The organism is Psychrobacter glaciei, assembly GCF_014652895.1.
Taxonomy (GTDB): Bacteria; Pseudomonadota; Gammaproteobacteria; order Pseudomonadales; family Moraxellaceae; genus Psychrobacter; species Psychrobacter glaciei.
This window is the reverse complement of sequence record NZ_BMZR01000003.1, coordinates 507,668-527,664: the sequence shown is the minus strand read 5'-3', so window position 1 is coordinate 527,664 and position 19,997 is coordinate 507,668. Positions and strand designations below refer to the sequence as shown.

16 protein-coding genes are annotated in these 19,997 nt (G+C 43.4%); 10 read left to right on the top strand and 6 right to left on the bottom strand.

Going from position 1 to position 19,997, the window contains the following annotated elements; genetic code table 11:
- Positions 1-150 precede the first annotated feature (150 nt).
- The 9 genes from nirD to IE130_RS09730 all read left to right on the top strand — a co-directional run bounded on the left by nirD (position 151) and on the right by IE130_RS09730 (position 10,355).
- Positions 151-510 (top strand): nitrite reductase small subunit NirD, encoded by a 360-nt coding sequence (gene nirD / locus IE130_RS09770; RefSeq protein ID WP_189585196.1) that lies wholly within the window; start codon positions 151-153, stop codon positions 508-510.
- A 484-nt stretch (positions 511-994) separates the two neighbouring features.
- Positions 995-1,405 carry a hypothetical protein gene (locus tag IE130_RS09765; protein ID WP_189585193.1) on the top strand — a complete coding sequence of 137 codons (411 nt, stop codon included), beginning with the start codon at positions 995-997 and terminating at the stop codon, positions 1,403-1,405.
- Positions 1,406-1,583: 178 nt separating this feature from the next.
- Positions 1,584-3,770 carry a dihydrolipoyl dehydrogenase family protein gene (locus tag IE130_RS09760; RefSeq protein ID WP_189585190.1) on the top strand — a complete coding sequence of 729 codons (2,187 nt, stop codon included), beginning with the start codon at positions 1,584-1,586 and terminating at the stop codon, positions 3,768-3,770.
- A 51-nt stretch (positions 3,771-3,821) separates the two neighbouring features.
- Entirely contained in the window at positions 3,822-5,132 is a 1,311-nt protein-coding gene (locus IE130_RS09755; RefSeq protein ID WP_189585187.1) for an ABC transporter substrate-binding protein, read from the top strand.
- The gene (locus IE130_RS09750; protein ID WP_201574464.1) at positions 5,129-6,898 is read left to right on the top strand and encodes an ABC transporter permease; all 1,770 of its coding nucleotides are present in this window, start codon (positions 5,129-5,131) and stop codon (positions 6,896-6,898) included. The genes IE130_RS09755 and IE130_RS09750 overlap by 4 nt, the downstream gene beginning before the upstream one ends.
- An 86-nt stretch (positions 6,899-6,984) precedes the next feature.
- Positions 6,985-7,629: an ATP-binding cassette domain-containing protein gene (locus IE130_RS09745; protein ID WP_189585184.1), complete on the top strand. Its 645-nt coding sequence runs from the start codon at positions 6,985-6,987 to the stop codon at positions 7,627-7,629.
- Between the two features lie 49 nt (positions 7,630-7,678).
- Positions 7,679-8,320, top strand: coding sequence for a CDP-alcohol phosphatidyltransferase family protein (locus IE130_RS09740; protein WP_189585181.1), 642 nt, complete (start codon positions 7,679-7,681; stop codon positions 8,318-8,320).
- Positions 8,321-8,344: 24 nt separating this feature from the next.
- The gene (locus IE130_RS09735) at positions 8,345-9,181 is read left to right on the top strand and encodes a sterol desaturase family protein (RefSeq protein ID WP_189585178.1); all 837 of its coding nucleotides are present in this window, start codon (positions 8,345-8,347) and stop codon (positions 9,179-9,181) included.
- Positions 9,182-9,701: 520 nt separating this feature from the next.
- Positions 9,702-10,355, top strand: coding sequence for a DsbA family oxidoreductase (locus IE130_RS09730; protein ID WP_189585175.1), 654 nt, complete (start codon positions 9,702-9,704; stop codon positions 10,353-10,355).
- Positions 10,356-10,529: 174 nt separating this feature from the next.
- Here IE130_RS09730 and IE130_RS09725 read toward each other — a convergent pair whose 3' ends face one another.
- A complete protein-coding gene (locus tag IE130_RS09725; RefSeq protein ID WP_010197537.1) occupies positions 10,530-11,138 on the bottom strand; it encodes a TetR/AcrR family transcriptional regulator in 609 nt (202 codons plus the stop codon).
- Positions 11,139-11,417: 279 nt separating this feature from the next.
- On the opposite strand from IE130_RS09725, the gene IE130_RS09720 reads away from it, so the two are divergent.
- The gene (locus tag IE130_RS09720; RefSeq protein ID WP_189585172.1) at positions 11,418-11,951 is read left to right on the top strand and encodes a peroxiredoxin-like family protein; all 534 of its coding nucleotides are present in this window, start codon (positions 11,418-11,420) and stop codon (positions 11,949-11,951) included.
- Between the two features lie 187 nt (positions 11,952-12,138).
- Here the strand turns inward: IE130_RS09720 and ppc are convergent, their stop codons facing one another.
- The 5 genes from ppc to hppD all read right to left on the bottom strand — a co-directional run bounded on the left by ppc (position 12,139) and on the right by hppD (position 19,833).
- Positions 12,139-14,919 carry a phosphoenolpyruvate carboxylase gene (ppc, locus tag IE130_RS09715; RefSeq protein ID WP_189585168.1) on the bottom strand — a complete coding sequence of 927 codons (2,781 nt, stop codon included), beginning with the start codon at positions 14,917-14,919 and terminating at the stop codon, positions 12,139-12,141.
- Between the two features lie 573 nt (positions 14,920-15,492).
- Positions 15,493-16,881, bottom strand: a complete 1,389-nt coding sequence (locus IE130_RS09710; RefSeq protein WP_189585165.1) for a Na+/H+ antiporter NhaC family protein — start codon at positions 16,879-16,881, stop codon at positions 15,493-15,495.
- A gap of 92 nt (positions 16,882-16,973) precedes the next feature.
- Positions 16,974-17,315 (bottom strand): 4a-hydroxytetrahydrobiopterin dehydratase, encoded by a 342-nt coding sequence (locus IE130_RS09705; RefSeq protein ID WP_189585162.1) that lies wholly within the window; start codon positions 17,313-17,315, stop codon positions 16,974-16,976.
- Between the two features lie 281 nt (positions 17,316-17,596).
- A complete protein-coding gene (gene phhA / locus IE130_RS09700) occupies positions 17,597-18,559 on the bottom strand; it encodes a phenylalanine 4-monooxygenase (protein WP_189585159.1) in 963 nt (320 codons plus the stop codon).
- Positions 18,560-18,732: 173 nt separating this feature from the next.
- Positions 18,733-19,833 (bottom strand): 4-hydroxyphenylpyruvate dioxygenase, encoded by a 1,101-nt coding sequence (gene hppD, locus IE130_RS09695; protein WP_189585156.1) that lies wholly within the window; start codon positions 19,831-19,833, stop codon positions 18,733-18,735.
- Positions 19,834-19,997 lie beyond the last annotated feature (164 nt).

Below are 19,997 nucleotides of genomic sequence, written 5' to 3'. Positions count from 1 at the left end.
ATAGTCGGTTTAAGATAATGAAGAGACAATTAATAAACTAGGAAGGCGAATGACAGCACTATCAATAGTCGATCGAGCTAGCCTAACACCGTCTCTGATTTATCTAGGACTGCCTATACTCTCCGATAATATACGAATAAGGATAACCCAATGACTCAATATACGGTTTGTAGATTAGAAGACATTCTCCCTGAGACTGGTGTTTGTGCGCTCATAGATGGCAAACAAGTGGCTATCTTTCGCACCAAAGAAACTAAGCTGTTCGCGCTTGATAATTATGACCCTTTTAGTCAGGCCAATGTATTGTCTAGAGGTTTAATCGGTGGCACTACCATTACCAATGCGGCTGGCCTTAGTGAAGCAGTACTGTATGTAGCCTCACCTATTTATAAGCAGCGCTTTAATCTGGTAACAGGCCAATGTTTAGATGATGAAAGTATCATACTCAACACTTATAAGGTTGATCATGATGGGAGCGATGTGACGGTCAAATATAATTTGCAGGGTTAGCTAGGTTAGCGCCGTAGCACTTTTATGGTGAGCCAGCTATATATCTTATCGTTCTCTCGATAGTCTTAAACAGCCTTTAGATCTAAGATTTAAAGGCTGTTTTGTTGTTTGTTATGTTGAGGGTCTGTTTGATGATTCAAATATTAGGACTGCTGATCGCTAAAATCGCATCAAACATTTTATCAAATCAGGCGTAAACCGATGATAATGTCGAGACCTTAACTAGGGCGTGTCCTCAATTCAATCGATGACACGCCCTATATAATATAGATAAATTAAAACAAGCGTTCAAAAACCATCACAATGCGCCCTCGCATTATTTTGTAACATCTGACAGCTATAATTGAGCAATCACTCAACATAAAACACACACTTCTTACTCATGTCTGTCACATAAAAACCTTCTAATAACAGGCGTAAAAACCTCACTTTAACCCACCCTATTTTGAACTCGCTTTCAAACTTTATTAAAAAGAAATAACTTATGCCAAAACATCTCCCTTTGTCTTTACTGTTGCTTCGAATAGGCATTTTTATTGTTTTCTTATTTTGGACATTAGATAAGATTTTTCACCCCGATCACGCGGCAAATGTTTTCTCAAAATTCTATGGTCTCGAAGCGATGGGTGAGACAATATTCATTGCTATCGGTGTCGCTCAATTGATGCTTATTCTAATGTTTGCTGTCGGTCTATTCAAAACTTGGACTTATGGTGCAATTTTATTGCTCCATGCCATGTCAACTTTTTCGACTTTTGGACTATACCTCACGCCTTTTGACAATTTGTTATTCTTTGCTGCTTGGCCGATGTTGGCAGCATGCATCGCCTTATTTTTGATGAGAGATTGGGATACTTTAAGCTTAGGCAAAAAGACGTCACCGACTTTATCCTAAGAAAGTTGATAATCAGTCTGAATATCACTATAGTTTACTAAAAACGAATATATCGCTACGAACAACGAAAAAGTAGATTATAGTAGGACTGATGACATCGCTATGTGTTTGTATATAAGACTTTTTTAGATCCTATCACTCACACACCCCTTTGCATTATTATTTAGCTGGATAATCCATGATTAAGAAAATAGTTTTAATATTAGCCGTATTGATGTTAGTCATTGGCTTTTTTTACTTTGACCTCAACCAATTATTGACACTTGAGGGTTTAAAGGGCTCGATGAATCAATTCGACCAATATAAAGCGCAGTCACCATGGTTGGTTATTGGTGGCTTCTTTTTAGTCTATATATTAGTCACGGCATTATCTTTACCTGGCGCTGCCATTATGACTTTGGCAGCTGGGGCGTTGTTTGGCTTGGTTCAAGGCTTATTGGTCGCCTCTTTTGCCTCAAGTATTGGTGCCACACTGGCCTTTTTGACCTCACGCTATTTACTGCGCGATTCTATCAAGCAGCGGTTCCCTGAGCGTCTCGACTCTATTGACGCAGGCGTAAAAAAAGAAGGGGCCTTTTATCTATTTACCTTACGCCTCGTTCCAATCTTCCCATTTTTCTTAATCAATCTATTGATGGGTGTCACCGCGATTAAGGCAAGAACCTTCTATTGGGTCAGCCAAGTAGGTATGCTCGCTGGTACTTTCGTCTATGTCAATGCAGGTACGCAGTTGGCACAAATCGAGAGCTTGTCAGGCATCTTATCTTTCAATTTGATTGCCTCATTCGCGCTACTAGGGTTTTTCCCGTTGATAGCTAAAGGCATCTTAAATACGATAAAAAAACGCCGCGTCTATAAAAATTACACCAAACCAAAGAAATTCGATCGCAATATGATTGTCATTGGTGCAGGTGCTGGCGGCCTAGTCACCAGTTATATCGCGGCCACCGTCAAAGCAAAAGTCACGCTGATTGAAGCGGGTGAGATGGGCGGCGACTGCTTAAACTACGGCTGCGTACCCAGTAAAGCCCTTATCAAAAGCGCGAAAGTCGCAGAACAGATGCGCAATGGCGAACGCTATGGTCTCAATAATATTCAACCAGAATTTTCATTCAAAAATGTCATGACACGCATCCATAAAGTCATCGCTGATATTGCGCCAAATGACAGCGTCGAGCGTTATACGGAATTGGGTGTCGAAGTATTAAAAGGTTATGCTAAATTTATCGACCCATGGACGGTAGAAATTGCGCTAAACGATGGCGGCACGCAGCGACTCACCGCACGTTCCATTGTTGTCGCCACTGGTGCCCGTCCATTTATCCCAGACTTGCCAGGTTTGGAAGAGACGGGTTATGTGACGAGCGATACGCTATGGAATAAGTTTACTGAATTGGAAGAAGCACCGAAAAAGCTCGTCGTACTTGGCGGCGGACCAATCGGCTCTGAGCTGGCGCAAGCCTTTGGCCGCTTAGGCTCCGATGTGACCCAGATCGAAAGAGGCGCGCGTCTGATGAAAAAAGAAGACGTGGAAGTCTCTGAATTTGCACAGCAAGTGCTCGTCGAGAGTGGCGTGAATGTCTTAACCTCGCATCAAGCGATTCGCTGTGAGACTCGCGATGGTAAAAAATTCATTATCGTTGAGCAATTAGACGACGATACAGATAAGCAAGACAGTCAAAATAAGCAAGAGATTGCTATTGAATATGATGAGTTGCTTTGTGCCGTTGGGCGTAGTGCTCGCCTCGAAGGCTTCGGCCTAGAAGCGTTGGGCATCGAAACGGATCGTACTATCAATACCGATGATTACCTAGAAACTCTTTATCCTAATATATACGCCGCAGGTGATGTCGTCGGCCCTTATCAATTTACCCATGTGGCTTCCCATCAGGCATGGTTCGCCGCGGTAAACGGTTTGTTTGGACATCTAAAGAAATTCAAGGTCGATTATCGCGTGATTCCGTGGACAACCTTTATCGATCCAGAAGTCGCACGTGTTGGCTTAAATGAGCAAGAAGCTATCGAAAAAGGCATCGATTTTGAGATTACCCGCTACGACTTTAAAGACTTAGATCGTGCGGTGACTGAAAGCGCCAATGTCGGCTTTATCAAAATAATTACGCCTAAAGGCAAAGATAAAATACTCGGCGTGACCATCGTCGCTGAGCATGCTGGAGACATCATGCCTGAGTTTATACTGGCCATGAAGCATGGTTTAGGGCTGAATAAAATACTCGGCACCATTCACATGTACCCGACATGGGCGGAAGGTAATAAGTATGCAGCTGGTGAGTGGAAACGTAATCATGCGCCTGAAAAAGTATTAAACTTGCTTGAAAAGTACCATACATGGCGTCGAGGTTAGTTGGGTTTTTATCAACTGTGCTGAGAATATATCATCATAACGGAAACTCAAATGCACGTTATCAAGTCCTTGCAAGCCTCATCGACCTTAAAAAACCTAAGCCGCTATAGCATCATCTATGCTATGGCGCTTGGTATTTGTATGGGTATTTCTGCCAGTACCGCCTCTACTACCAATGTATCAGATAGTAAGAATCTATCGCACTGGCAACAAGTGCAAGAAACTGGCAAAAACCAAGACGTTTATTTCTATGCGTGGGGCGGCGACCCACAGATCAACGCCTATCTACAGTGGGCAGCCGAGCAAGTAGATGATCAATATAATATCAATTTAGTCCATGTGAAATTAAGCGACACCAGTGAAGCGGTCAGTCGCGTGCTGGCGGAAAAATCAGCCAATAACAATGATGAAGGCAGTGTAGATCTCATCTGGATTAATGGCGCAAACTTTGCCACCATGAGTGAAAACTCATTATTGCTCAAGCAATGGGCGAATAAGTTACCTAATTTTTCCCTTACTAATCCAGAAAATAACCCTACGGTGAACTTTGATTTTGGTGTACCCACCAATGGCATGGAAGCACCATGGGGACAAGCCTCGCTGACTTTCTACTACGACCGTTTATCGACTGATAACCCACCAACGACGCTGAATGAGCTGGTCAATTGGACAGCACAAAATCCTGGACGTTTTAGCTACCCAAAGCCACCAGACTTTTTAGGAATGAGCTTTTTAAAATACGCCTTAGTCATGCTGCACGAACAACATGATGCTCAAACAGGTGAAAATACCAAGGCACAGCTCAACCTGCCAGCCACTGAGCAAAATACCGATCTGGTATTAGATCCGCTATGGACATTTTTGGATGACTTGCATCCAACACTATGGCGCAAAGGTGAGCAATTTGTACAAACGGGCGCGCAGATGCGGCGCTTAGTCGATGATACCGAGTTGAGCTTGGCCTTTACTTTTTCTGCACCTGAAGTGCCAGCTGCCGTGCAGCGTTATGATTTACCCGAGAGTATTCGTAGCTATGCAATGAGTGATGGCAGCTTAAGTAACACACATTTTGTGGCCATTCCATATAATGCTAGCCATCCGAAAGCGGCGCAGTTAGTCGCAAATTTCTTGATGAGCCCAGAAGCACAGGCCAAAAAACAAACGCCTTCTATATGGGGTGATAAAACGGTACTCGTCCAGTCTACACTCGACCCTGAACAACAAGCTTTATTTAAAAATAAACAACCACACCCTAGTGCCCTGCCCTTTGATAGTATCAAACGCACTGTCAGTGAACCACATCCAAGCTGGGTTGATGCCATTATGCAAGGCTGGCAGACACGTTATGGGGTCAGCCCATGAGTGACGTTTCTAACGATAAAACCACTGATGCAAGCGCTAGAATGCCTGCATCTTATAAGACAGACCTCTTTACGCGTATCGTATCTTTTAGTCCAAAATTTTTGCTGCTGCTGCTGATATTGCCGGTACTCGGTGGTTTGGTCAGCGTACTGCTGCCTGCGTTTAGTTGGCTGCCTGCACTTGAGCAAACGACTTTTAGCCTACAAGGCTTTAACGATCTTTGGCAGACGCCTGGTCTTACTCAAATGGCTGCGCTAAGCATCGCTACTGGATTGCTAAGCACGCTACTCGCTTTCGTCATGACTTTAATGATATTGGCAGCGTTTTTTAACAGCATTTGGCTCACTCGTATTGAGCGTTTGCTGAGTCCAATTTTGGTTATTCCTCATGCAGCGGCAGCCATTGCGGTGGGGTTTTTAATTGCGCCTTCTGGCATGTTTTCACGGCTCATCTCACCGTGGCTAAGCGGTTGGGAGTTGGCACCGGACGGTATGTTTCCACATGACCCTTATGGTATTAGTATCATTTTGGGTTTAACCTTAAAAGAGCTACCGTTTTTATTATTAATGGCACTAGGTGCTTTGGCACAACCTGAGCTGGGTAAAAAGCTGCATCAGCAATATAAAGTCGCGCTCAATCTCGGCTATTACCCCATCACTGCTTTTTTTAAAGCCGTCCTCCCTATCCTCTATCCCGTATTACGTCTGCCTATTTTAGCCGTCCTTGCCTATGCCAGTGCCAGTGTTGAGATGCCATTGATATTGGGTCCAAACACACCGCCCACACTCGCGGTCACAATTATGCAATGGTTTAATGATGTTGATCTAAACCTACGTATACGGGCTTCGGCAGGCGCGTTATTGCAACTGGCTTTGACGGGCGGATTAATCGCTTTGTGGCTTGCTGCTGAGAGAGCCGTAAAAATTTGCTGTAATCCGTCATTGATTAATGGCAAGCGCAACTATGCCGACGCCTTAATGCAAAAAATGACCGCAGTTTTGACCACTGTGGTCATTGGTTTTATATTACTGGCACTCATGGGTCTGTTTATGTGGTCAGTGGCGGGCTTCTGGCGCTTTCCAGCCGTATTGCCCGAGCAGTTTGTGTTGTTACATTTTCAAAGCGCCTTTGTGCAAATGGGTACACCACTATTTAACACCCTTACTATCGGTATCGTAAGTACCTTATTTGCTATCGTCCTTGCTTTATTGTTCTTAGAAGCCGAACAGCTAAGTAGCAAGCCTCTTTCAAAATTTACCAGTTTAATCATCTATTTACCGCTGTTAGTACCCAGCATTGCCTTTTTATTTGGCTTGGTATGGTTGCAACAATTGGTCAATAATCAAACGGCATTTTTTAATGTGGCGTTTACGCATTTATTGTTCGTGCTGCCCTATGTGTTTTTATCGCTTGCTAGCAGCTATCGACGTCTAGACCCTCGTTTTGCTCATGTGGCAGCCAGTCTTGGCGCGACGCCAGCCAAAGTATTTTTGCAGGTCAAATTACCGCAGCTGTTTGCGCCTCTTTTAATTGCTATCGCGCTTGGTTTAGCGATTAGCTTTGGACAATACTTACCGACGTTATTAGCAGGCGGCGGACGTATCGCCACTATCACCACAGAAGCTGTGACTCTCGCCAATGGTGCCAGTAGGCGCACCAGTGCGGTGTATGCCATCATTCAAATGGCCTTACCGTTAATTGGTTTTATATTGGCGTGGGTATTGCCAAAATATTTCTTTAAAAGTGGTAGAAATAGCAGTCGTTAAAATGGTTTATTTTGAATAAAAATAGTTTCGAAAAACGCTGGTTTTGAACAACAACTCACTATAAAAACGCAGATAAAGGGTTCTTGATGCCATCATCTTTACAGATAAAAAATTTGCAATTGTATCGAAAAGACGCGCTATTACTGAGCTTAGATGAGCAGATTGCAGGCGGTGAGATACTCACTATTATGGGCCCATCTGGCAGTGGTAAATCAAGCTTATTGAATTGGCTGACAGGCACATTACCACACGGCTTTACCGCGACTGGTGATGTCTGGCTAAATGAGCAAAACGTAAGCCATCTACCGACACACTTACGTCATATCGGCGTGCTCTATCAAGATGCGCTACTGTTTTCGCATTTATCAGTCGCGGGTAATATTGCCTTTGCGATGCCCAAAGACAATAAGCAGCGTAATAAAGGACAGCGCCTCGAAAAAATAGAACACGCCCTTGAGCAAGTGGGTTTAGCAGGTATGAGCAATCGCCATCCTGACAATCTGTCTGGCGGTCAGCAAGCACGTGTTGCCCTACTACGCACTCTATTGAGTGAGCCAAAAGCCATCCTACTCGATGAACCTTTTAGCAAGCTCGACACCCAGCTTAGAGCCGAGACCCAACAGTTAGTATTCAATCAAATCCGTACCCATAAACTTCCGGCTATCATGGTCACCCACGATCATAGTGATGCTGAAGCAGCAGAAGGTAAAGTCATTAATCTTGGTAATTAATCTTAGTTATTAACTTTAGTTTTTAGCGGTAACATAAAAAGGTGGTTGCATGCTAGATAAGTTTATTACACCTGTCATCAAGCCTATATTAACGCCCATAGTCATCATGTTACATAAGCGCGGCGTTACTGCTGATCAATTAACAGTGGTCGGTTTTATTATCGGCATGCTAGCTTTACCACTACTGGCTAATCAGCTCTGGTTTGGCGCACTTATCGCTATTGCTCTGAATCGTATTTTTGATGGCTTAGATGGCGCACTCGCACGTCATGCCAATCAAAGCTCAAGCGCAGGAGGCTACTTAGACATTACCCTCGACTTTTTATTTTATGCTGCCGTGCCGCTTGGCTTTATCTTGGCAAATCCTGAACAAAACGCTATTGCAGGGGCATTATTACTCGCCGCCTTTATTGGTACTGGCTCTAGCTTTTTAGCGTTTGCCATTGCTGCTGAAAAATTTGCATTAGACAAGCCGCAGTTTAAATACAAAAGCTTTTATTATTTGAATGGTCTCACAGAAGGCACTGAAACCATCGCATTGTTTGTCGCCTTTTGTATTTGGCCACAGCAGTTTGTCTTACTGGCCAGTATTTTTGCGGCTGCCTGCGCTGTTACTATTTTTACCCGTATATATGGCGGTTACCAGACCCTCAAACGTTTAGAAGCAGACAGCCATTCAAACAGCATATAAACAGAATAAGTAAAGAGGTAGCCAATGACGAATGAGATATGGTGGCGACTGGGCTTCTTTTTCAGCATATTAATGATTATGATGCTGATTGAATGGCGCATGCCAGCACGTAAAGCCCTGATCAAAAGCAACAAGCGCTGGCTAGCTAACTTTGGCTTGGTGCTAGCATCATCAATTGTGGCGCGTTTGGCCGTACCAATAGGTCTAACGGCGGTTGCGCTGTATAATCAGCAGCACGGAATTGGCTTGTTCAATATGCTCGATTTATCCATTTTAGTGTCTATCGTATTGAGCTTGCTCGTGCTCGACATCATTATTTATTGGCAGCATCGATTGTTCCACCGAGTGCCCATTCTATGGCGCTTGCATAAAGTCCATCATGCTGATGCTCACGTAGATACCAGCACAGGGCTTAGGTTTCATCCTATTGAAATTGTCTTAAGTATATTGGTTAAACTCTTCGTCGTCAGTGCGCTGGGTGTGCCTGCCGTAGCCATATTGATATTTGAAATCGCCTTAAATGGCTTGGCGATGTTTAATCATGCCAATATTCGTCTGCCGCCTGCCATTGAAAAGCCTGCGCGTTTAATATTAATGACGCAAATTTTACATCGTATCCATCATAGCCAACGCGTGTCTGAGACTAATTCAAACTATGGGTTTAGCGTGATTTGGTGGGATAAGATCTTTGGTAGCTACAAGAGCGACGCTCAGAAGCCGGACAATGAGCTCGATATTGGGCTAAAAGAATATCTATCACCCAAACAAAACGCCTCGCTATGGGAATTGTTAGCAATGCCATTCAGAGATAAATCACTTAAAAGTAATTCACTTAAAAATAAGTCACTTAAAAGTAAATGATTTACTTTATCGGTCGTTAGTGATCGTGGTAACGTCAATGACGAGGCAATACAAGCAGTCTTTAATACCGTATTCATCAGACGTCAAATTTTAGAAGCGGTCTTTGTTGCCGCTCAAAAAGTCACGGAAAATACACCAACTATTTGGCTAACATGCCAATAGACAGTATCTTTCAAACATATGCATGGCACAAAGCTGGTTAGGGTCTGTTGAACATTCAAATATTAGGACTGCTGATGCTAAAATCACCCCAAACATTTTATCAAATCAGGCGTAGACTTACGATAATGTCGAGACCTTAGCTAGGTTTGCAACAACGTTTGGGGTGATTTTAGCATCAGCCCCAAGTATACAAGCAGGGGCAGAGCTATTTTTTGCCAATACATGGCGAAATTGTCTAACCTAGAACGACTAGGCGTCAAAAATTTCACTGCGTATTGTCTAAAAAATAGCCACTGCCAGTTCCACATTTGAATACTCAACAGACCCTAATTAAAAACTAAAAAGATAAGGAATCACTATGAATAATTCAGAAAGACCATTACGAATAGATATCGTATCGGACGTGGTTTGCCCTTGGTGTGTCATCGGCTATCGACAATTGGCTGAAGCGCTCAAGCAAACGAACACCGCCCATGAAATTCATTGGCATCCATTTGATCTGAATCCTGACACCCCACCTGAAGGCCAAAACTTGCGTGAGCATATCGCTAAAAAGTATGGATCAAGTAAAGAAGAGTCTGATGCTAGCCGCGCAATGATGACTAAGGCTGGTGCAGAAGTAGGTTTTGAGTTTAATTTCACCGAAGAAACTCGCACTTATAATACCTTTGATTTGCATCAGTTATTGCATTGGGCAAATCAACAAGGTCGAATGCATGATTTAAAGCAAGCTCTATTTGCCGCTCACTTTACCAACGCTAGAAATATCGCTGACACAGAAGTGCTGGCAGATATTGCAGCGGAGATTGGCTTGGATCGTAGCGAAGCCTTAGCGGTGCTAACAGATCAACGCTTTGCTGAAGACATACGTCAATCCCAGCAGCAGTGGCGTCAACAAGGTATTCAAAGCGTACCCTCTGTTATTTTTAATCAAAAACATTTGGTGAGCGGCGCACAAGGCGTTGAGAATTTCAAAAACATCTTGCAGCAACTAGCAGAACTGCCAGATTAATTGGTATTTCTCGTTAGGGCTAAAGTCTTTTTTAAAGCGTAGCTACTAGAGCGTATCCTCATTTAAAATAAAAGGGCTACTTGAAGCTTTAAACTTCGAGTAGCCCTTTTTAGGTTTTATGCATTTATAAAATGAATGGACAATGCTGATTGATTTTTAGCCTAGCAAACATACTCAGCTAGCAAACGAGTCATTGCGCATCTCTTCTATAGAAGATGCCATGTCTTCCGCCAGCGCATGCACCGCAGCACTATCGACATCACGCTGAGCAAAGGCACGTAGTCCCATGACTTCTGCCTGCAAACGACGTCCTAGCCTAACCGCATCAAGCTCACTATCAATCTCCCCCAGCCGCTGCGCCTCAATGAAACATTCCGTAAAGCGTGTCTCCAAGCCAGCCAATAGTTTTTCTACTTTATCTAATGCTGACTGCTCTCGAGCCCCAAGCTCCAGTAAGCTTTTGACCAACATACAGGCCCGACTTGGTATTTTTTGGTCGCGGATACCACCCAGTTGACGCATATAAGCTGCCAAACCTAATAAAGGTGACTCATGGCTAGCTAGTACGCGTTCAAGCTCCATCAGTGCGGCATGGGCGTAATGCTCTAGCGCTTCTTGAAACAGTCCATTCTTATTACCAAATGCAGCATAGATACTACCCGGGCGCATATCGAGGACTTGCTCGATATCTTTTAGAGAGGTGGCATGAAAGCCTTTTTGCCAGAACAGCTGTATAGCGCGCTCTAAGGCTTCTTGACGATTATATAGCGTAGTACGTGACATAATATTTTCCAATTTCTCAAAGCCATGACTCCTATATGAAGTCAATATGGCTATATCGTATCGTTTGAGTAATTATTCAATTTTAACTTGAATGATTGCTCAAGTCCAGTTAAAGTAAGGGCAACTAGCCTCCAATGGAGCGTTAGGTGGGGTTTATGTAAAGCTCGTTCATAAACACTAAACAAATCATAATTGACTGACTATAAGAAGCTTGATTTAATAATCGAATCTTTTAGCTTTCGTTATTCACATTATTATAAAAATTCAAAGGATAAAAATATGCAATCAAATGACTCTCAAAAGCTTCGCGCCGGTTCTCAATTTCCTGATCTACAGGTACAAATGCGAGATGGCGAAATGCAATCGTTGGGTAAGCCTGAAAATGGTCACGATTGGAAATTAGTGGTTGTCTATCGAGGCAAGCACTGCCCGATTTGTACTAAATATCTTAATCAGTTAGAAACGGTCAAAACGTCATTTGCCGACGCTGGTGTCGATATCATTGCCGTATCAGCTGATAGTAAGCAGCAGTTAGAAACCCATCTAGAAGAATTAAACATTAACTTCCCGATCGCTTACGGTTTGACAGTTGAGCAGATGAACACGCTAGGGCTTTACATCTCTGATCCACGCTCAGAAAAAGAGACCGATCATCCTTTTGCAGAGCCTGGTGTATTCGTTATCAATGCCAAAGGAGACATCCACATTATTGACATCTCTAACGCGCCTTTTGCGCGCCCTGAGCTTGAATCGCTTGCCAGTGGGTTGTCTTATATTCGAGGAAATGACTACCCGATTCGCGGCACGCATTAATAGCCATAAAAATACCACGGCTACTACTAGGGCATATTCTCATTTTAAAATAAGGACACGCCCTAAACGCGATAGCAAAAAAAGATAATATCTTAAAACATCAAAAGCCCCTCAAACTTTATAGTTTGAGGGGCTTTTTACATAGATCAACGCAACAGACCCTAAACTTAATCAATGCTTAGCAGTGCTAACCGGTATTGCGTAAGCCCGCTGCCAGTGCATTGATACTACGGATTAATGGGTCTTCTACGTTAATATCCTCATGATCAGCATATTCCATCGTATCTTGTTGTCTGGCACGCTTTAACAGCTCAATCTGTATATAGTTAATAGGGTCTAGATAAGCGTCTCGCCATTGCAGGGATGCCGCAAGGTTTTGTTGATTGGATAACAAAGAGTCTTGTTCAAGCAAGGAGTTTAAGCCTGAATTGGTCAGCGTGTATTCATCGGTGACTGCTGTCATAATCTGTTCGCGTAACGGTTCATCATCACATAGTTGGCTATAGGCCTGTGCAATATTCATATTGGCTTTGGTAAAAGCCATTTCGATATTACTGATAAATACGCTGAAAAATGGCCAGTGTTTATTCATCTCTTTCATTAGTGCTTCGTCAGCTTTGACACTATGCAGCGCACTACCTACGCCATACCAAGCAGGTAAAGTAAAGCGCGCCAATGACCAACCGAACACCCAAGGAATGGCTCGCAAAGTCGTCTTACTTGGCAGGCCTTTTTTACGATGGGCTGGGCGTGAGCCAATATTTAATAAAGAGATTTCTTGTACTGGGGTTACCTGCGAGTAGAATTTATAAAACCCTTCAGTATGATCGGTCAGCTCACGATAACGTTGCTCGCCCGCGTCTGCTAAGCGTGCAAACAAGTCTTCATAATTTGGCAGCTCAGTGGGTTGCACCACGAACCTTGAGGAGCAGGCTTTGAGTGTGCCCGTGATCGCCATGGTCAGCTCAAATACTGCGGTATCGGTATTGGCATACTTAGCGTAGAGAACTTCACCTTGCTCAGTCACTTTAATCTGACCATGCAGTGTGCCCGCTGGTTGCGCAGCAATGGCTTTGTGCGTTGACCCACCACCACGGCTCACTGAACCGCCACGACCATGGAACAAGCGGGTTTTGATGCCATATTTTTCAGCAATGCTATTAATGGTTTGCTGTGCGCTATAAAGCTGCCACGCAGAGGTAATAATACCGCCATCTTTCGATGAGTCTGAATAACCCAACATGATTTCTTGGGTGTTATCTGAGTGTTGCAGCAAGCCGCGATACAGTGGGTTGTCTAACACGGCAGGCAAGATTTTATCGATATTTTTAAGATCTTCAATGGTTTCAAACAACGGTGCCACTGGTAAGTCAGCAGACAATTGACCTTCATCATCGAGCCTGCATAGGCCTGCAAACCGCATTAATAGCAATACTTCTAATAGCTGACTGGCATTATTGGTCATCGAAATTACATAACTGCCGAAGGTGTCAGCGCCAACAAGTTTTCGTAACATTGCGACTGAATTCATCAGTGACAATTGCTCACGTGTTTTGTCTGTTAAGTTATCGGTATAGATAAGTGGCGTACCGGGTTTTTCTAGTAAGCGTGTCAGCCACTCTTGACGTTCGGTTTCGCTTAGCGCTTGATAATCTGGTAGGTTGGAGGCACTGGCAAAAATATCAGCAATAACCTCGCTATGGTATGAGGACTCTTGACGGATATCGAGCGCTGCTAAATGAAAGCCACAGGTTTTGACCAAACGAATCATATCGAGCAACAACCCGTCTGCATGTGCCGTATCGTGTGTATTCACGCTATGACGGATAATGCGCAAGTCCTCTAGTAACTCTTCTGGATTGCGATAAGCATCCTTCTCGGCCTCAACATCAGTGCCTTTGCTCTGAATGCGGCGATTGGTCGCTTTGACTTTAGTAAGAATGACAGAGAGCAGTCGACGATAAGGCTCATTGCCATAGTCATCGAGATTGTAATCAAACACACGCTGATCAAGCTCACCGTAACTGGTGATTTTGGCATATACGTCAGGTGAAACGGTGACAGTCGTATCACTATGGATGAGCTGGCGACGCAGTTTTTTTAATAGTACTTGGTAGTGACGCAACACAGTATCAGCATGCATTAAGACGGCAAGCTCTGTGGTCTCAAAAGTCACGAAAGGATTGCCATCTCTATCTCCGCCAATCCACGAACCAAAGCTCATAAATGCAGGTAACGGATAGTCTGTCAGCTCTGGGTAGATATCGACGATGGCTTTTTTGATATTACGATATACTTTTGGGATGGCATTGAACAAGCTGGCGTTAAAATAGTGTAAGCCATTATTAATCTCGTCATATACCAGTGGCTTACGGGTGCGCACTTCATCAGAAGACCATAACAAGTCAATCGTTTGCGCCGTTTGCTCTTTGGCCTGCTCGTAAGCGAAACTGTTTTCGGTCAAATTATTTAAGGCATCGCTATGCGTGAATAGACTTTGTAAGATGTTCATCGTGGTACGGCGACGAGCTTCAGTAGGATGCGCGGTGAATACAGGCGTAAACTTCAGCTGATCAATCAGCTCTTGCATTTGAGCGGGCTCAATATTACGCTCACGACACTCAAGCAACGTACGACGAAACGAGCCTTCCCAGCTTTGCTCAGACTGCATGCGCTGCGCGTGACGTTGCTCTCGCAAGTAATTCTCTTCGCTTAAATTGGCTAAGAAAAAATAGATAGAAAACCCGCGTATGACGTTTTTTAAGGTTTGATTGTCCAAAGAAGCAATGAAGTCAATGAGCTGCTGCTTATGGGCTTCGTTAGGCTCACGGCGCTGCTGAATAAAGCCTTTACGCAGCGTCTCAATCGTATCTAGCGTCTGTTCACCAGATTGGCGAGAGATGGCATTGCCAAGCAATGAACCCAGCAAGCTGGTGCGTTTACGTAGTACATTATTATCTAGTATCATCCTTAACCTTCTTATTAAATGAGTGAGTACCAATGATTGAGTAACATAGTAAAATTATGATTTTAGTTGCTTAACCTATGGCTGTTTATTGATATGAATAATCCACTTTTATTATTTTAGCTGCCCAAGCAATTTACCACATTAACCATAGCAAAACTATCGAACCTCGATAACATAACCAAGCTCTAAAATTGCAGACTCACCCTAGGGCGTGTCCTTATAGACGAAAAATATAAAATACGACAAAAAGTGAACTCAATATAAGATCAAAAAACCTGCATCCCTTTGTATGCATATTGCTGTCACTAACAAAACGATTTTATGAGTTATTCATCATTGCACTCAAACACGATATATAGTAAAAATACCCCAGAAAAGCTACGATATTGCTGATGTATCGATATTACTTTTCACTGACTACACCAGCCCAAAACTTAGCAAAAAGCCTCGTGAGCTTGCACTACGAGGCTATATTTGAGGCGTGTCATCAATGATATTATGATGTAATGTCGAGATAGTCATAAGCAGTCAGCTCATAAAAATAGAACCTGACGTCATTACATTCTTATCGATTTAGTGCTTCTCTATTCGACTGATAGTCACCCCTGTAAAGCCAAATAATATCGTCAACAGTAGCGACAAATAACAGAAGAACGCATAAGGCAGATAATCAAGCACGGGCACGCCTAACGCCTGACTGATAAACACACCGCACACACTCCAAGGCACTAGCGGATTAATAACCGTACCGGCATCTTCAATCGTACGAGACAGATTCTTAGGATGTAAATTCAAACGCTCAAACGTCGGACGAAAGGCAGTACCAGATAATAAAATACTTAAATACTGCTCACCAATCAGTACGTTGATGCTTAAAGCAGACATGGCAGCGGCAAATATGGCGCGTCCTGATGTGGTTAATGTGTCTTTGATTCCTAATAACAATGCTGGCAAAATACCCAATGCCGTTAGTAGTCCACCAAGACTGAGTGCCAATATCACAATCGCTTGGGTAAAGAACATACTCTGCACACCGCCGCGCGATAGCATGCCCCCTACTTCACCCAGCTCTAATGATTCAGCGGGCGCATATCCTGCAAATAGATACCCACCTAATTGTCCAAAGCTCGGTGAGCTGTGCAAATAAGTAATAATCAATGCCGCAATAATGGTACAGATAATCGTATAGATAGCATTGACGCGAAAGATAGCCAATCCAACCAGCACGACAAAAGGCAATACCGCATAGCCTTGTACCAGTCCACTTTCAATCAACTGCCCTTGTAGAATAGTCACTTGACTCAAATCAGAGCCAGCAGTCTGACCTGAGAAAAACCAAAAAATGATGACTGTCAGTATCCATGCTGGTACCGTGGTGTACATCATATTGCGAATATGCTCAAACAAATCAATACCCACCACCGATGAAGCAATGGTACAGGTATCCGATAATGGCGACATTTTATCACCAAAAAATGCGCCTGATACCACAGCACCCGCCGCAATCGCCACGTTGGCATCAAACGCATTACTCATCCCAATAAAAGCCACGCCCAATGTCGCGGCAGTGGTCAAACTACTGCCTAAGGCAATACCGATAATAGAAGTCAGCACAAAGGCAGAGATATAGTAATACTCAGGTGAAATCAGCTGAAAGCCAAAATACATCAGCGTTGGAATGGCACCAGACATCATCAAGGCGGCGACCATTAAACCGATAAAGAAAAACAGATAAATGGCACCGATACCACGCATGACACCTGATGCCATTTGCGACTGCATATCATCAAAGCTTAATCCTTTGAACAGACCTATGCCCAGCAAGACACAGATAGCGAGAATCAATGATAAATGTGGTACCCAGCCAAAGCCAATCATGGTGACACCCATGATGGCGATGACAATGGCAGAAATCATAAAAGCAAGTTGAGGCGAAATTTGGGTTAATATTTTTGGCGGCATCACACGTCCTTAGCTTGCCAGCTATATCTGGCATAGAGGTTGGCTTTGAGTGTGGCAAGTTTAATGAGTTGCAATGCTTATTGCTACCCTCATCACTTACCAAATAGGCTATCGGTCTTTGCAGCCATAACAAAGTCATTGCGATGCAACCCTTTAATACTATGCGACCACCACGTGACAGTGGCTTTGCCCCATTCTACCAAGATGCCAGGATGATGCCCTTCTGCTTCAGCGATGTCTGCCAATTGATTGGCAAACGCCATCGCCTTGACGAAGTTTTTAAATTTATATTGGCGTTGCAATTGTTTGATGCCATCAACGTCAATCAATGACCAATCCGGAATTTGCTGTAATAGCTCGCTTGCCTCAGCATCCTCAACTGTTGGTGCACCAATACGGCAGGCTTCGCAGCTGGCTTGTGATAATGTCGTCATTATAATTTCCTTTTATGTTGATCGTTGTTTTTTTAGTAAATATACGTCCGTGTTGACGCTGTTCTTATTGCTATATGATTTAAATAATGCTGTGCTTCCCAACCATGCATTAGGGCGTGTCTTCATTTCAAAAATGGTGATAAAAATGAGATAAATTGCCGTCAAACAAGAAAAATAGTGCAGATAATATCGGGATATTAACCAGCTATTTGACGATGTTTGGCAAGATTTAGCCATTTTTAGCCCATTCAGATGACTATCGAGTGAATTGAAGACACGCCCTAAGCATTTTTTGTCGCATAAGCCGGTTCAAACAATCCCAGTGACATCGCTTGTTTGACCATTCCCATGATGTCGCTATTAACGATATCGAATAACGTATCCAAATCATCAATGACATAATAAATCGGCTGAATATGGTCAATACGATAAGGAGTACGTAACACATCAAGCAAGTCAAACGCTCGGTGCTCTGGTTGGGGCTGGGGTTTATGTTGAGACTGATGTTCTGATTTATTTTGAGAAGCATCGCTAAGCGCATAAACGGTCTCAGACGGTGAGCTTAAGATGCCACCGCCATAGATTCGACGGTTATCTTGATTTTGTCCAACCAAACCAAACTCGATGGTAAACCAATAAAGCCGTGCCAAAAACCATCTCTCTTCTTTGCTGGCATTGAGACCCAGCTTGCCATAAGTCTCATTAAAAGTCGCAAACGCAGGATGAGTCAGTAGTGGACAATGTCCAACGATTTCGTGGAAAATATCAGGCTCTTCGATATAATCCATATCATCAAATCGACGAATAAAAGTTGCAACGGGAAAGGACTTATTGGCAAGCAATTTGAAAAACTTACCAAAGCTTATTAACGCGGGGACAGCAGCAGTTTGCCAACCAGTGGTTGCTTGCAGTACCTCGTCGATATCATGCAACTGTGGAATACGGGTGGCGGGCAAATCCAGTTTTTTCAAACCGTCTAGATAGGCTGGGCAGGCACGATTGGGTATTTGCTCGGCTTGACGCTCAAGTAACGCTTGCCACATGCCATTTTCATCGTCACTATAGTGAATATGACCATGACTGTCTGGCTGATGCGACACATAAGGTTGTTTTTTAGGAGTAGAATCACTCTTTCTATGCGCAGTGTCATCGTGGCTAGCAGCATCATTGTTCAGTGTTTTAGAAGCGACACTATTGGCACCGATGGTAGTATTAAGAGAATCTATATGTGATAGGCGTTCCATGCCTGCGTTCCTTTTATTGCAGTTAGCGCTTTAAATGTTGTCAGTCGCTTTCAATTATGATTAAACCATCACATTGGCTTCACGACATTACAAAGTGCAGAGCTCATTATGGGCAAGATAAAGTACTTTCATCCTGCCCGTTTTTTTATGAGCTTTTCTAAATGTAGCGTAAATTATGGCGTTTCAGTCTGTGGCTGACCAACCGCGCCGCGACGCACTTGGTCACGCTCGATAGATTCAAACAAGGCTTTGAAGTTACCTTCGCCAAAACCATCTTCGTAATCGCCTTTACGTTGGATGAATTCAAAGAACACTGGGCTGCCCAAAATAGTTTCAGAGAAAATCTGTAACAGCAGACGTGGGACAGAACCCTCAGTCGTGCCATCGAGCAAGATACCGCGCATCTGTAGCTCAGAGACAGTCTCGCCATGACCCGGTAGACGCTCGCCCAGCATTTGGTAATAAGTATCATTTGGTGCGGTCATGAGCGGAATACCAGCCGCTTTTAGCTTATCGATACTAGCAAACAAGTCATCGCTAGCCAAAGCAATATGCTGAATACCTTCACCGTTAAAGTGCATCAAATACTCTTCGATCTGACCACCGCCCTGCTTCGCTTCTTCATTTAGCGGGATACGAATTTTACCGTCAGGTGCGGTCATGGCTTTACTGGTCAGACCCGTATATTCACCCTTGATGTCAAAAAATCGAATTTCGCGGAAGTTAAAGACACGCTCATAAAAGTTTGCCCAATAAGCCATGCGACCACGGTAAACGTTATGGGTTAAATGATCGATGACTTTAAAACCATGTCCGATAGGGTTTCTGTCTACATCAGCAAAAAATTCAAAGTCGACGTCATAGATAGATTCACCATCTTTATAACGGTCAATCAGATAAATCAATGAACCGCCAATACCTTTGATAGCAGGAAGGCGCAGCTCCATCACACCCGTTGGCACGTCTACTGGCTGTGCGCCCATCTCGATGGCACGCTCGTAGGCTTTTTTGGAGTCTTGTACCCGAAAACCCATGCTACAAGCGCCCGCGCCATGCTCTTCTACAAAGTAACTGGCTTGGCTTTTTGGCTCACGATTCAGGATAAGGTTAATGTCACCTTGACGGTATAGCGCAACGTCCTTTGAGCGATGATTGGCCACGTGTGCAAAGCCAAGCTGTTTAAACAATGCTTCAACAGCATCCGGTTTAGGTGAGGCGAATTCAACAAAATCAAACCCATTTAAGCCCATTGGATTTTCAAATAAATCTGCCATTGTAATCATCCTTAATTTCAATTGGTGGTCTAAAAATCATAAAAACAATATGAGAAAACACTCTTAATCATGAGAAAGCACTCTCAATCAATAATTCTTATTGACGATGCATTTATATTAGATTAGGTTTATTTATAAGACTAATTGTTTTTTATGATTTATTT